This window comes from Citrobacter sp. B72 (assembly GCF_016894305.1).
GTDB lineage: Bacteria > Pseudomonadota > Gammaproteobacteria > Enterobacterales > Enterobacteriaceae > Citrobacter > Citrobacter portucalensis.
In genome coordinates this window covers 1,252,402-1,265,590 of sequence record NZ_CP069801.1, presented here as the reverse complement: position 1 = coordinate 1,265,590, position 13,189 = coordinate 1,252,402, and the positions used below count along the sequence as shown (strand labels likewise).

Annotated in this window: 15 protein-coding genes and 1 pseudogene; 6 read left to right on the top strand and 10 right to left on the bottom strand. The window is 49.8% G+C overall.

What is annotated here, in order from left to right; genetic code table 11:
- Nucleotides 1-242: 242 nt before the first annotated feature.
- From JQN59_RS05930 to ffh, 7 genes and pseudogenes are all read right to left on the bottom strand, one after another.
- A complete protein-coding gene (locus JQN59_RS05930) occupies nt 243-821 on the bottom strand; it encodes a DUF2441 domain-containing protein (RefSeq protein ID WP_149608326.1) in 579 nt (192 codons plus the stop codon).
- 11 nt (nt 822-832) lie between these two features.
- A pseudogene (locus JQN59_RS05925) lies at nt 833-1,145 on the bottom strand (site-specific integrase); the annotation flags it as partial.
- A 710-nt stretch (nt 1,146-1,855) separates the two neighbouring features.
- Nucleotides 1,856-2,203: a 50S ribosomal protein L19 gene (gene rplS / locus JQN59_RS05920; protein WP_002914145.1), complete on the bottom strand. Its 348-nt coding sequence runs from the start codon at nt 2,201-2,203 to the stop codon at nt 1,856-1,858.
- A 39-nt stretch (nt 2,204-2,242) separates the two neighbouring features.
- Nucleotides 2,243-3,010 (bottom strand): tRNA (guanosine(37)-N1)-methyltransferase TrmD, encoded by a 768-nt coding sequence (gene trmD, locus JQN59_RS05915; RefSeq protein WP_003031232.1) that lies wholly within the window; start codon nt 3,008-3,010, stop codon nt 2,243-2,245.
- Between the two features lie 44 nt (nt 3,011-3,054).
- The gene (gene rimM / locus JQN59_RS05910) at nt 3,055-3,603 is read right to left on the bottom strand and encodes a ribosome maturation factor RimM (RefSeq protein WP_149608327.1); all 549 of its coding nucleotides are present in this window, start codon (nt 3,601-3,603) and stop codon (nt 3,055-3,057) included.
- An 18-nt stretch (nt 3,604-3,621) separates the two neighbouring features.
- A complete protein-coding gene (rpsP, locus tag JQN59_RS05905; protein WP_003031228.1) occupies nt 3,622-3,870 on the bottom strand; it encodes a 30S ribosomal protein S16 in 249 nt (82 codons plus the stop codon).
- A 249-nt stretch (nt 3,871-4,119) separates the two neighbouring features.
- Nucleotides 4,120-5,481: a signal recognition particle protein gene (ffh, locus tag JQN59_RS05900; protein WP_003031226.1), complete on the bottom strand. Its 1,362-nt coding sequence runs from the start codon at nt 5,479-5,481 to the stop codon at nt 4,120-4,122.
- 165 nt (nt 5,482-5,646) lie between these two features.
- On the opposite strand from ffh, the gene JQN59_RS05895 reads away from it, so the two are divergent.
- Nucleotides 5,647-6,438, top strand: a complete 792-nt coding sequence (locus JQN59_RS05895) for a cytochrome C assembly family protein (protein ID WP_003031224.1) — start codon at nt 5,647-5,649, stop codon at nt 6,436-6,438.
- 18 nt (nt 6,439-6,456) lie between these two features.
- On the top strand, nt 6,457-7,746 hold the full coding sequence (locus JQN59_RS05890; RefSeq protein ID WP_008785520.1) for an HlyC/CorC family transporter: 1,290 nt from the start codon (nt 6,457-6,459) through the stop codon (nt 7,744-7,746).
- Between the two features lie 49 nt (nt 7,747-7,795).
- On the opposite strand, the gene grpE is transcribed toward JQN59_RS05890, so the two are convergent.
- Nucleotides 7,796-8,389: a nucleotide exchange factor GrpE gene (gene grpE / locus JQN59_RS05885; protein WP_003826408.1), complete on the bottom strand. Its 594-nt coding sequence runs from the start codon at nt 8,387-8,389 to the stop codon at nt 7,796-7,798.
- Between the two features lie 122 nt (nt 8,390-8,511).
- On the opposite strand from grpE, the gene nadK reads away from it, so the two are divergent.
- The 3 genes from nadK to bamE all read left to right on the top strand — a co-directional run bounded on the left by nadK (nt 8,512) and on the right by bamE (nt 11,631).
- Complete coding sequence (gene nadK, locus JQN59_RS05880; protein WP_003826406.1) at nt 8,512-9,390, top strand: NAD(+) kinase; 879 nt, start codon at nt 8,512-8,514, stop codon at nt 9,388-9,390.
- Nucleotides 9,391-9,475: 85 nt separating this feature from the next.
- Nucleotides 9,476-11,137: a DNA repair protein RecN gene (gene recN / locus JQN59_RS05875; protein ID WP_149608328.1), complete on the top strand. Its 1,662-nt coding sequence runs from the start codon at nt 9,476-9,478 to the stop codon at nt 11,135-11,137.
- Nucleotides 11,138-11,286: 149 nt separating this feature from the next.
- Nucleotides 11,287-11,631 carry an outer membrane protein assembly factor BamE gene (gene bamE / locus JQN59_RS05870; protein ID WP_008785524.1) on the top strand — a complete coding sequence of 115 codons (345 nt, stop codon included), beginning with the start codon at nt 11,287-11,289 and terminating at the stop codon, nt 11,629-11,631.
- A 50-nt stretch (nt 11,632-11,681) separates the two neighbouring features.
- Here the strand turns inward: bamE and JQN59_RS05865 are convergent, their stop codons facing one another.
- Entirely contained in the window at nt 11,682-11,978 is a 297-nt protein-coding gene (locus tag JQN59_RS05865; protein ID WP_008785525.1) for an RnfH family protein, read from the bottom strand.
- Nucleotides 11,962-12,405, bottom strand: a complete 444-nt coding sequence (ratA, locus tag JQN59_RS05860; RefSeq protein WP_003826396.1) for a type II toxin-antitoxin system toxin RatA — start codon at nt 12,403-12,405, stop codon at nt 11,962-11,964. The genes JQN59_RS05865 and ratA overlap by 17 nt, the downstream gene beginning before the upstream one ends.
- 154 nt (nt 12,406-12,559) lie before the next feature.
- On the opposite strand from ratA, the gene smpB reads away from it, so the two are divergent.
- Nucleotides 12,560-13,042: an SsrA-binding protein SmpB gene (smpB, locus tag JQN59_RS05855; RefSeq protein ID WP_003031211.1), complete on the top strand. Its 483-nt coding sequence runs from the start codon at nt 12,560-12,562 to the stop codon at nt 13,040-13,042.
- The last annotated feature ends 147 nt before the right edge of the window (nt 13,043-13,189 follow it).

The window sequence follows — 13,189 nt, the reverse complement described above, 5'->3', positions numbered from 1 at the left end:
CCCCAATTGGCTGCGCGCCGCGCAGTCCTTCCATTGCCATAAAGAACAAAAGAGTAAACGTCGGGATAAAAAAAGGGCCAGCCTTTCGGCCAGCCCTTTTCTAACAGGATGTCGCTTGCGCGAATCTTAGTTAAGACTCTTTTATTAAACCCTATTGATTAATATGTAATTTTTATATTAAACAGCAAGTTAATCTTATCTCTAGTGCAGTAAAGGGATGTCATGGACATGTCGAATGGGCATTATATGGACACAATTTCTAAAACTCTCACTCCGCCGTTTACAAGAATCTCTCTTCTGCCATTAGAGGCCCCTGACCAATATTCGGTTGCCTTAGAAATCATCTGATCATCATTATATGTCGGGCGTAGGTTATGGAGCGGGCCTTCACGAGTTTCAAAGACAATAGCATCTGACAACGGCTCAACACGCAAAAGAGACCATGGGCTGTGAGTTTCGTTAAGGTTGTTCATCCATAGAGACAAGTCTTCTTTTTCTGGTAGCAGGTATGTACAGGTCTGTCGGGAGGGACGCTCAGGGAACATTGAAGAACGCACTTTTTCAAAAACCATCTCTCGATGTAGGTGGCTGAGTGCGGCCACTCTCTGTTGCGCCGCTAACTCCTTTGGTTTCTCATAAGCGTCTGAAAGAGAAAGAACATAATCAATGGGTACAGAATCATTACCACTCAGGCAGTAAACGCTGAGATCGAGTATATTTTTATAAAAATTATTATTGCCAGTAAACCGAATGATATCGCCACAACCCCAATGGATGTTCGGATCCTTCTTCACATTTAAGTGATAGTAACTTTTTGACATTATAACATTCCATTAGCATTTCCAAGAATTCGTTGAAGAACGAGAATGTTTCCACCGTTCTTCATAAAATGGCTGGCAAATGTGTGCCGGAGAACGTGAGTCTTTTGCCCCTCAGCGAATTCAATTTTAGTAAGCGCCAGCATTTTTTTGAATTCCTGATAGCAAGGGGGGAAACAGCCTTCCTTGCAAAGGTGAGAGCTCATCATATAACCACCGGGGGATCGGCACCGTGCGATTCTTCTTACACTTAGTTTTCGTTAAGATCAGCTTGTAGGGTAAAAGCTTTGAACGAATCAGACGTTTGGCTTCACCCCATCTAGTACGCCTCACGAGACGATACTTTAAGAACACTTTTTCTTAGAGCGACTAATACTACCATCATTACAGACAAATTTTCCGTCAGCGGTGCAATGCGATACTCCACCTTTAGATTTAGAACATGGGTAGTTTTTTGCAGATACAGTAGAAGATGAAATTGAGAGCAGTATTATTATTAGAAAAGAAAAGCATACTTTCATTAGTATTATCCTTTAAATAGAGAACATCAAATATTACTCATGATTTTTATTGTTGCTGCCTGACATTCCTCGCACGCTTTAGCACCAGTTAGGTACTAAAATCCTTATCGAGCACTAGCCAGTTACAGAACCAAACCCAGCATAATCACCCAAACAATAATCTTGGTAAATATAGATGCATTGGGTTTCGCAATTACAGACCACATACTATCAAAACAATGTTTACCGTTTGTGATCCGTTTCTAATATGTCGTAAAAACAAGGCGATGCAACCATATCAATATAATTATTTTTATTATAATCACCATCAACATGTAATCAACCGCACTGCATCCACCATTACAACCGTAACAACAATAAACAATGCTTTCTGAACTTCAGTTCCCGCCAAAATATCGGATAATTTATTTATTAACCACACCCCACAATATTTCGACATATTATGGGCAGCATCAATAAAAAAAGGGCCAGCCTTTCGGCCAGCCCTTTTCTAACAGGATGTCGCTTGCGCGAATCTTAGTTAAGACGCTCTTTGATACGAGCAGACTTACCAGTGCGCTCACGCAGGTAGTACAGTTTAGCTTTACGAACAGCACCACGACGTTTAACAGCAATGCTGTCAACTACCGGAGAGTGAGTCTGGAAGACACGCTCAACGCCTTCGCCGTTGGAAATTTTACGAACAGTGAATGCAGAGTGCAGACCGCGGTTACGAATAGCGATAACCACGCCCTCGAATGCCTGCAGACGTTTTTTGGAACCTTCAACAACCCATACTTTCACTTCCACGGTATCACCCGGACGGAAGGAAGGTACGTCCTGCTTCATCTGTTCTTGTTCAAGTTGCTTAATAATGTTGCTCATAATTTAATCTCTTATCCTGGGTAAACTGATATTGGGGGCTTACGCCTGCCCATCATGTTTATGTTGCTGTTGTGCGTGTTCCTTTTTGAACTCCGCCAGCAACCTTGCTTGCTCTTCAGTCAGAGCCAGGTTTTCCAGAAGTTCAGGTCTTCTAAGCCAGGTCCGGCCCAGCGACTGCTTCAAACGCCAGCGACGTATCTCAGCGTGGTTCCCCGACAGTAACACCGCCGGTACTTCCATCTGCTCTAACACTTCAGGTCGGGTATAGTGCGGGCAATCCAGCAACCCATCAGCAAACGAATCTTCGATTGCCGAAGCCTCATGACCCAGAACTCCCGGAATAAACCGGGACACGGAGTCGATCAGCGTCATTGCCGGTAACTCACCACCGCTGAGTACGTAATCGCCGATTGACCATTCTTCGTCAATTTCGGTTTGAATCACGCGCTCATCTATTCCTTCATAGCGACCACATACCAGAATCAGCTTTTGATTCGTGGCCAGTTCGCTAACGCCCGCTTGATCAAGCTTGCGTCCCTGAGGTGACAGATAAATCACCTTTGCGCCTTCACCAGCCGCAGCTTTTGCTGCATGAATGGCGTCCCGTAAAGGTTGCACCATCATTAACATCCCCGGTCCGCCGCCGTAAGGACGATCGTCCACGGTACGGTGCCGGTCATGAGTAAAGTCACGAGGACTCCAGCTCTGGATGTTCAGCAGGCCATTTTTTACTGCCCGGCCAGTTACCCCGTAATCGGTAATTGCGCGGAACATTTCTGGAAACAGGCTAACGATACCTATAAACACAAGCCAATCCCCATAACGCCGACTTTTACCGTTTATCCGGTGGTTTAAAAACCAGGATCCCAATCTACTTCGATAGTACGAGTAGCGAGATCGACTTTCTTGATAACCTGCCCATCGAGGAACGGCACAAGACGTTCCTTGATACCAAACGCATCTTTCAGGTTTGCCTTGATGACGATGACGTCATTCGAACCGGTTTCCATCATATCGACGACTTTACCGAGATCGTAGCCTTCAGTAGTCACTACCTGGCAGCCCATAAGGTCTTTCCAGTAGTAGGAACCATCTTCCAGCGCTGGCAACTGCGAGGAATCCACGGCAATTTCGCAATTAGTCAGTAGATTCGCCGAATCACGATCGTCAACGCCTTTCAGCTTGATGATCAGATCCTGATTGTGGTGCTTCCAGCTTTCCAGCTGTACTTGCTGCCACTGACCCGCCTTCTGGATAAACCAGGGCTGATAGTCAAAAATGCTTTCGGCGTCTTCAGTGGAAGAAAACACTCTGAGCCAACCACGGATACCGTAAGAAGACCCCATTTTCCCCAAAACGATGGGTTCCACAGGAGCCTGTGCGGCGAGTTGCTTGCTCATCATGACCACCGTGACAGATTAAGCTGCTTTGTTTGCTGCTTTGATCAGCGTAGCTACGCGATCAGAAATAGTCGCGCCCTGGCCAACCCAGTGAGCGATGCGATCCAGATCCAGGCGAGTGCCTTCTTCTTTTTCGCTAGCGATTGGGTTAAAGAAGCCAACGCGCTCGATGAAGCGACCGTTGCGTGCATTACGGCTGTCGGTAACAACAACCTGGTAGAACGGACGCTTTTTAGCGCCGTGACGAGCTAAACGAATAGTAACCATAACATCCTCTTGTGTGAATAAAACACCCAGGCCCCATCGAGGAACGGAGCCCGGGTGTCATATTAAAAGCCCGAAAATTTTACTGATTTCTGGGGAAAATGCAATCAGCAGTTGATAACTCTGCTATAAAAGGCCGTTGGCGGTGCCGTCAGTTCGGTGCCGGCGTGCGCGCAGCCACCGGAGCGTACACGCAGTACGTGAGGATGGCGAGCACACCCCGGTGCCGAAATGGCAAACAAGCCAGGCCGATTAGCGGCCTGGGAATCCTGGGGGCATCATCCCCTTCATACCACGCATCATCTTCGCCATTCCGCCCTTCTTCATTTTCTTCATCATGCGCTGCATGTCGTCGAACTGTTTCAGAAGGCGGTTTACGTCTTGTACCTGCATACCGCAACCGGCAGCGATACGGCGTTTGCGGGAACCTTTGATAATTTCCGGCTTAGCGCGTTCTTTCATCGTCATCGAGTTGATGATGGCTTCCATACGCACCAGCACTTTATCGTCCATCTGCGATTTCACATTGTCAGGGATCTGACCCATGCCCGGCAGCTTGCCCATCAGGCTTGCCATACCGCCCATGTTTTTCATCTGGTTGAGCTGTTCAAGGAAATCGTTGAGATCGAAGCCATCGCCTTTTTTCAGCTTGCTGGCTAATTTTTCTGCCTGCGCACGGTCAACCTTGCTTTCGATATCTTCGATCAGTGACAGCACGTCACCCATGCCGAGAATGCGCGAAGCAATCCTGTCCGGATGGAACGGCTCCAGTGCTTCGGTTTTCTCGCCGACGCCGAGGAATTTAATCGGCTTACCGGTAATATGACGAATAGAGAGCGCCGCACCGCCACGGGCATCACCATCAACTTTTGTCAGCACTACGCCGGTTAACGGCAGCGCTTCGTTAAAGGCTTTTGCGGTATTTGCGGCATCCTGACCGGTCATGGCGTCGACCACAAACAGCGTTTCTACCGGCTTGATAGAAGCGTGGACCTGTTTGATTTCGTCCATCATGGCTTCGTCAACGTGCAGACGACCGGCGGTATCCACCAGCAGCACGTCGTAGAATTTGAGTTTGGCTTCTTTCAGCGCGGCGTTAACGATATCGACCGGCTTCTGGCCGACATCCGACGGGAAGAAGTCGACACCGACCTGCTCGGCCAGCGTTTCCAGCTGTTTGATCGCCGCCGGGCGATAAACGTCCGCAGAGACTACCAGCACTTTCTTCTTGTGCTTCTCGCGCAGGAATTTGCCCAACTTACCGACGCTGGTCGTTTTACCCGCACCCTGCAGGCCCGCCATCAGCACCACGGCTGGCGGCTGTGCAGCCAGATTCAGGGTCTGGTTTTCTTCGCCCATTGCCGCAACCAGTTCGTTACGGACAATCTTGACGAACTCCTGACCCGGCGTCAGGCTTTTGTTAACTTCATGACCAACCGCTTTCTCTTTTACGCGATTGATAAACTCACGCACTACCGGCAGCGCTACGTCAGCCTCCAGCAGCGCCATGCGCACTTCGCGCAGCGTCTCTTTAACGTTGTCTTCAGTAAGGCGTCCACGGCCACTGATATTGCGCAGCGTGCGCGACAAACGATCGGTTAAATTATCAAACATTGTCTCTCGCCTGGGGTGGAAACGGTCGGTCGCGACAGCGACACATCAACAGAAATTTGTCGCAGTATAACATGAAGCCGCCTTTGTTGTTATGCAACGGTTGGAGCAGCGGTCACGTAACGCTATACTGCTTTTCTTTATCACTGGCCAACTGTCGACACCTATATGCCCGTTTTTGCTCTGCTCGCCCTTGTCGCCTACTCAGTCAGCCTCGCGCTGATTATTCCCGCTCTGCTGCAAAAAAACAGCGGCTGGCGGCGTATGGCTATTCTCTCTGCGGTCGTTGCGCTGGTAAGCCATGCTATCGCCCTGGAAGCGCGTATCCTACCCGGCGGTGAAAGCGGACAAAACCTGAGTCTGTTGAACGTCGGCTCGCTGGTAAGCCTGATGATCTGTACGGTAATGACCATCGTCGCGTCCCGCAATCGTGGCTGGCTATTGCTGCCCATTGTCTACGCCTTTGCGCTGATAAACCTGGCCTTCGCCACGTTTATGCCTAACGAGTTCATCACCCATCTCGAAGCTACGCCAGGCATGATGATTCACATCGGGCTATCACTGTTCGCTTACGCCACGCTGATTATCGCCGCGCTCTACGCGCTACAGTTGGCATGGATCGATTACCAACTGAAAAACAAAAAACTGGCCTTCAGCAATGAGATGCCGCCACTGATGAGTATTGAGCGGAAGATGTTTCATATCACCCAAATTGGCGTGGTTCTGCTGACGCTCACCCTGTGCACTGGCCTGTTTTACATGCATAACCTGTTCAGTACCGAGAACATTGATAAAGCCGTTCTCTCTATCGTGGCATGGTTTGTCTATATCGTTCTGTTGTGGGGGCATTACCATGAAGGTTGGCGCGGACGTCGCGTCGTATGGTTTAACGTCGCAGGCGCTGGCATTCTGACGCTGGCCTATTTCGGCAGCCGTATCCTGCAGCAGTTCGTGAGTTAAATCTTTAAGGAACCCTACGTGGAACACATCTCCACCACCACGCTCATTATCACGCTCCTCATCATGGTGGTCATTTCCGCCTATTTTTCCGGTTCTGAAACCGGAATGATGACCCTGAATCGCTACCGCCTACGCCATCGGGCCAAACAGGGAAATCGTCAGGCAAAACGGGTTGAAAAGTTACTTCGCAAGCCGGATCGCCTGATAAGTCTGGTGCTCATCGGTAATAATCTGGTGAATATCCTGGCCTCCGCACTCGGCACCATTGTCGGTATGCGCCTGTATGGCGATGCTGGCGTCGCCATTGCCACCGGGGTACTGACGTTTGTGGTGCTGGTTTTTGCCGAAGTGCTGCCAAAGACGATTGCCGCGCTATATCCGGAAAAAGTTGCCTATCCGAGCAGCGTCCTGCTGGCTCCGCTGCAGATTCTGATGATGCCGTTAGTATGGCTACTCAACACCATCACGCGGCTTCTGATGCGCATGATGGGCATCAAAACAGATATCGTAGTGAGCGGTTCGCTGAGTAAAGATGAACTGCGAACGCTGGTGAATGAATCGCGCTCGCAAATCTCACGCCGTAACCAGGATATGCTGCTGTCAGTGCTGGATCTGGAAAAAGTCAGCGTCGATGACATCATGATCCCGCGTAATGAAATTATCGGCATTGATATTAACGATGACTGGAAATCAATCGTGCGTCAGCTTTCGCACTCCCCGCACGGTCGTATTGTGCTGTATCGCGACTCGCTCGACGATGCCATCAGTATGCTGCGCGTACGTGAAGCCTGGCGATTGATGGCCGAGAAAAAAGAGTTCACCAAAGAGACCATGTTACGCGCCGCCGACGAAATTTATTACGTTCCGGAAGGCACACCACTCAGCACCCAGCTCATTAAATTTCAGCGCAATAAGAAGAAAGTGGGCCTGGTCGTTAATGAATATGGCGATATTCAAGGACTGGTTACGGTCGAGGATATTCTGGAAGAGATTGTTGGTGACTTCACGACCTCAATGTCACCGACGCTTGCCGAAGAAGTCACACCGCAGAATGACGGTTCGGTGATCATTGACGGTAGCGCCAACGTTCGTGAAATCAATAAGGCGTTTAACTGGCACCTGCCGGAAGATGACGCACGTACCGTGAACGGTATTATTCTTGAAGCGCTGGAAGAGATCCCGGTTGCCGGCACACGTGTGCGTATTGGGCAGTACGATATCGATATTCTCGACGTGCAGGACAATATGATTAAACAGGTGCAGGTGTTGCCCGTCAAACCGCTGCGGGAAAGCGTATCGGACCAGTGAGAGTAATCCAGACCGGGTAGCGCATCAGCATTACCCGGTCTGAGGCTAATTAGCCTTTGGCTTTCGCCACAGAGACCATCGCCGCACGGATGGTACGTCCGTTCAGGGTATAGCCTTTCTGCATAACCATCAGCACATTACCGGCAGCAACGTCATCAGACTCTACCATTGCAATCGCCTGGTGCACGTTCGGGTCCATCGGCACGTCGATATCCGCAACCACCTGTACGCCAAACTTCGCCACAACATCCAGCATTGACTTACGGGTCAGCTCAATACCTTCGACCATAGCCGCCATAGCGTCATTGTCTTTGTCCGCAACTTCCAGCGCACGGTCCAGGCTATCCAGCACCGGCAGCAGTTCGTTGACGAATTTTTCCAGTGCAAACTTATGCGCTTTTTCTACGTCCAGTTCGGTACGACGACGCAGGTTTTCCATTTCCGCTTTGATACGCAACACGCTGTCGCGCTCGCGCGTTTCGGCTTCAGCAAGCTGAGCTTCCAGATTCGCAATTTTTTCATCGCGCGGATCCACCTGCTCAGCAGAAGCGTCTGGTTCAACCGCCTCAACTTCTTCGTGCTGATCCATGATAATTTCTTCCGGGGCTTGCCCCTCAGGCGTTTTCTGTTCTTTACTACTCATGAATTTCTCCGCGTTTTTTTCGCATTCATCTCGCTAACTTGGCTTATTATGGGGATCAGATTCAGGGATTCAAGGGAAGTACTCACATTGTCACTAATCTTCGTTACAAGGACCTCGAGAAAATGAACAAACATTTCAAGTGTATTGGCATTGTGGGGCATCCACGTCACCCCACTGCACTGACCACACATGAAATGCTCTACCGTTGGCTGTGCGCCAAAGGTTATGAGGTTATCGTTGAGCAACAAATCGCCCACGAGCTGCAGCTGAAAAATGTGAAAACCGGTACGCTTGCAGAGATTGGCCAGCAGGCAGACCTCGCCGTGGTAGTCGGCGGCGACGGCAATATGCTGGGCGCCGCACGCACCCTGGCACGTTATGACATCAAGGTTATTGGCATTAACCGCGGTAATCTTGGTTTTCTGACCGACCTTGACCCAGACAATGCCCACCAACAGTTAGCTGACGTGCTGGAAGGCCACTACATCAGCGAAAAGCGCTTTTTACTTGAAGCCCAGGTGTGCCAACAGGATTGCCAGAAGCGTATTAGCACTGCGATCAATGAAGTTGTGTTGCACCCCGGAAAAGTGGCGCACATGATTGAATTTGAAGTCTATATCGATGAAATTTTTGCCTTCTCCCAGCGTTCGGACGGCTTGATTATTTCCACACCGACCGGCTCTACCGCCTACTCGCTCTCTGCCGGAGGTCCGATCCTGACGCCTTCACTGGATGCTATTACGCTGGTCCCGATGTTCCCGCATACGCTTTCCGCACGACCGCTGGTGATCAACAGTAGCAGCACCATTCGCCTGCGCTTCTCTCATCGCCGTAACGATCTGGAAATCAGTTGCGACAGCCAGATCGCCCTACCTATACAGGAAGGTGAAGACGTATTAATTCGCCGCTGTGATTATCATCTGAACCTGATACACCCAAAAGATTACAGCTATTTCAACACATTAAGCACTAAACTAGGCTGGTCAAAAAAATTATTCTAATTTAACGCCAACCTCTTTACTGTATAAAAAACCAGTTTATACTGTATGTAATTACAGTTATGGTTTTTCATACAGGAAAACAGCTATGTTGGCACAACTGACCATCAGCAATTTTGCTATCGTTCGTGAACTTGAGATCGATTTCCAGAACGGAATGACCGTTATTACCGGTGAAACCGGTGCGGGTAAGTCCATTGCCATTGATGCTCTCGGTTTGTGCCTGGGCGGACGCGCAGACGCCGACATGGTACGTGCAGGCGCCACGCGAGCCGACCTCTGCGCGCGATTCGCCTTAAAAGACACCCCCGCGGCTCTGCGCTGGCTGGAAGAAAACCAGCTTGAGGAAGGCCGTGAATGTTTGCTGCGTCGTGTTATCAGCAGCGATGGACGTTCACGCGGCTTCATTAACGGCACTGCCGTACCGTTGTCACAGCTGCGCGAGCTGGGCCAGTTGCTTATTCAAATCCACGGTCAGCATGCGCATCAGCTCCTGACAAAATCAGAACACCAAAAGTCTCTGCTGGATGGTTACGCCAATGAAGCGTCCCTGACTCAGGAAATGGCTGCGCGCTACCAGCTGTGGCACCAAAGCTGCCGTGACCTGGCGCATCATCAACAACAGAGTCAGGAACGCGCAGCCCGGGCGGAACTGTTGCAATACCAGTTAAAAGAACTGAACGAATTCAACCCGCAGCCGGGTGAATTTGAGCAAATTGATGAAGAGTACAAGCGTCTGGCTAACAGCGGGCAATTGCTCACCACCAGCCAACAAGCGCTGGCTATCCTGGCGGATGGCGAAGACATCAACCTGCAAAGCCAGCTGTACACTGCAAAGCAGCTGGTCACTGAACTGGCAGGCATGGACGGCAAACTTTCCGGTATCCTGGATATGCTGGAAGAGGCCACGATCCAACTCAGCGAAGCCAGCGACGAGCTGCGCCACTATTGCGATCGTCTGGATTTGGACCCTAACCGTTTGTTTGAACTTGAACAGCGTATTTCCAAACAAATCTCATTGGCCCGCAAGCATCATGTTGCCCCTGAAGCGCTGCCACAGTTCTATCAGTCATTACTGGATGAACAACAGCAGTTAGACGATCAGGCCGACTCGCTCGAAACCTTAACCCTGGCGGTGAACAATCACCACCAGCAGGCTCTGGAAACGGCAAAAATGCTGCACCAACAGCGCCAGCATTATGCTCAGGAGCTGGGACAACTGATTACAGAGAGCATGCATACTCTCTCAATGCCGCACGGTGTCTTTTGCATTGATGTGAAATTTGAGGAACATCATTTGAGCGCAGACGGTGCCGATCGCGTAGAGTTTAAAGTGACCACTAACCCAGGCCAGCCGTTGCAGCCGATTGCGAAAGTGGCTTCAGGTGGGGAACTGTCGCGCATTGCGCTGGCTATTCAGGTTATTACCGCACGCAAAATGGAAACACCGGCGCTGATTTTCGATGAAGTGGATGTCGGTATCAGCGGCCCGACTGCTGCGGTAGTGGGAAAAATGCTGCGTCAGTTGGGCGAGTCAACTCAGGTAATGTGCGTTACTCACTTGCCGCAGGTTGCTGGCTGTGGTCATCAACACTTCTACGTCAGCAAAGAAACGGATGGCGCGATGACCGAAACACACATGCAGCAGCTTGATAAACGCGCTCGCCTGCAGGAATTAGCCCGCCTGCTTGGCGGTAGCGAAGTGACGCGCAATACCCTCGCAAATGCAAAAGAACTGCTGGCGGCATAAACTTTTTTACCTTGTTAAGGTCTGAGTTCAACATAAAATCGCCGACCGACCCGACAGCAAAAGGTTTTAAAGTGGTGAAAGGTCTATTATCATCGGCATATTACATATGAGCCGCGTACTGCTCGGGCCCGAAAAGGAATCAAATCACTATGCGCTGTAAAACGCTGACTGCTGCTGCAGCAGTACTACTGATGTTGACTGCAGGCTGTTCCACTCTGGAGCGAGTGGTTTACCGCCCTGACATCAACCAGGGAAATTATCTGACACCTACCGATGTCGCCAAAGTGCGCACGGGTATGACGCAACAGCAGGTTGCTTATGCTCTGGGTACACCAATGATGTCCGATCCTTTTGGCACTAACACCTGGTTTTATGTGTTCCGTCAGCAACCTGGTCATGAAGGCGTAACCCAGCAAACACTGACGCTGACCTTTAACAGCAGCGGCATTTTGACGAACATTGATAACAAACCTGCTTTGACCGACAACAAGTAGGATTAACAGATCAAAAAAAGGTGCTCAATGAGCACCTTTTTTATTGTCTGCTATTTTTTAGCGGATTTCTCTGCTCGCTGTCTGCGCAGCTCTTTCGGATCGGCAATCAGTGGCCGGTAAATTTCCACCCTATCACCGTCCTGGAGAACATCAGCAAGCTTTACCGGACGGCTGTAAATGCCCACTTTATTTTTGCTGAGATCGATATCGGTACGCAATTCCAGCAGCCCGGAAGCGCGGATAGCCTCTTCCACCGTAGCGCCCTGTTGCAGCGTCACACGCTGTAGATACTGTTTCTCGGGTAGCGCATACGCCACTTCAACGACAATTTTAGCTGACGCTGACACTGTAAACCTCTTTCGCGCGGACCGTGAAGGCCTGCACCATGTTCGAAGCCAGCTCTTTAAAGATACGACCAAATGCCAGCTCGATTAACTTATTGGTAAACTCAAAATCGAGATGAAATTCAATGCGGCACGCTTCATGACTCAGTGGCGTAAACTTCCATCCGCCAATGAGTTTCTTGAACGGTCCGTCGACCAGATGCATCAGGATGCTCTGGTTACTGGTCAATTGATTGCGCGTGGTGAACGTTTTGCTAATCCCTGCTTTCGAGACATCCACCGCCGCGGTCATCTGTCCCGGAGTCGACTCCAGCACACGGCTACCGGTGCATCCCGGTAAAAACTGGGGATAGGATTTAACATCATTCACTAGCTGATACATCTGTTCCGCACTGTAAGGTACTAAAGCGGTCCGGCTAATCTGAGGCATAACAATTTCCATCAATATCAATCACACAAATAATACCATTTATCCCCCGCTAAAAAAAACGCTATAGCCTAACTCGTGCTAAGATAGCGCCTTGCGCCCCGCTGGATGAAATGGGGTGTTTTTCGATTCCAGATTACCTATACTGAGCGGCATTATGACGAAGAAAAAAGCACACAAACCTGGCTCAGCCACAATCGCGCTTAACAAGCGCGCACGACACGAATACTTTATTGAAGAAGAGTTCGAAGCAGGACTCGCTCTGCAAGGTTGGGAAGTCAAATCCCTGCGCGCGGGTAAAGCTAACATCGGCGACAGCTACGTCATCCTTAAAGACGGCGAAGCATTCCTGTTTGGCGCCAACTTCACGCCAATGGCTGTTGCCTCAACGCATGTGGTATGTGATCCCACCCGTACCCGCAAGCTGTTGTTAAACCAACGTGAGCTCGACTCCCTGTATGGTCGAATGAATCGTGACGGTTATACCGTTGTTGCGCTTTCACTGTACTGGAAAAATGCCTGGTGCAAAGTGAAAATTGGCGTCGCGAAAGGTAAGAAACAGCACGACAAGCGCTCCGATGTGAAAGAACGCGAATGGCAGTTAGATAAAGCGCGTATTATGAAAAATGCTGGTCGCTAAACGCTATTCTCCTGTGACCAGTCTCTGATCCTGAGACTGGTTCTTATTTTTTAGTTATTGAAATCCACTCAATACATTCATCAGGTTTATGGTTTATTTGTGCTGAATCGTTCAGGTATGAAATAAACTCCCCTGGCATTACCGTAG

Coding starts and splice junctions, on each gene's coding strand:
- JQN59_RS05930 (WP_149608326.1), bottom strand. CDS start 821: ATGTCAAAAAGTTACTATCACTTAAATGTGAAGAAGGATCCGAACATC.
- rplS (WP_002914145.1), bottom strand. CDS start 2,203: ATGAGCAACATTATTAAGCAACTTGAACAAGAACAGATGAAGCAGGAC.
- rimM (WP_149608327.1), bottom strand. CDS start 3,603: ATGAGCAAGCAACTCGCCGCACAGGCTCCTGTGGAACCCATCGTTTTG.
- rpsP (WP_003031228.1), bottom strand. CDS start 3,870: ATGGTTACTATTCGTTTAGCTCGTCACGGCGCTAAAAAGCGTCCGTTC.
- ffh (WP_003031226.1), bottom strand. CDS start 5,481: ATGTTTGATAATTTAACCGATCGTTTGTCGCGCACGCTGCGCAATATC.
- JQN59_RS05895 (WP_003031224.1), top strand. CDS start 5,647: ATGCCCGTTTTTGCTCTGCTCGCCCTTGTCGCCTACTCAGTCAGCCTC.
- grpE (WP_003826408.1), bottom strand. CDS start 8,389: ATGAGTAGTAAAGAACAGAAAACGCCTGAGGGGCAAGCCCCGGAAGAA.
- nadK (WP_003826406.1), top strand. CDS start 8,512: ATGAACAAACATTTCAAGTGTATTGGCATTGTGGGGCATCCACGTCAC.
- recN (WP_149608328.1), top strand. CDS start 9,476: ATGTTGGCACAACTGACCATCAGCAATTTTGCTATCGTTCGTGAACTT.
- bamE (WP_008785524.1), top strand. CDS start 11,287: ATGCGCTGTAAAACGCTGACTGCTGCTGCAGCAGTACTACTGATGTTG.
- ratA (WP_003826396.1), bottom strand. CDS start 12,405: ATGCCTCAGATTAGCCGGACCGCTTTAGTACCTTACAGTGCGGAACAG.
- smpB (WP_003031211.1), top strand. CDS start 12,560: ATGACGAAGAAAAAAGCACACAAACCTGGCTCAGCCACAATCGCGCTT.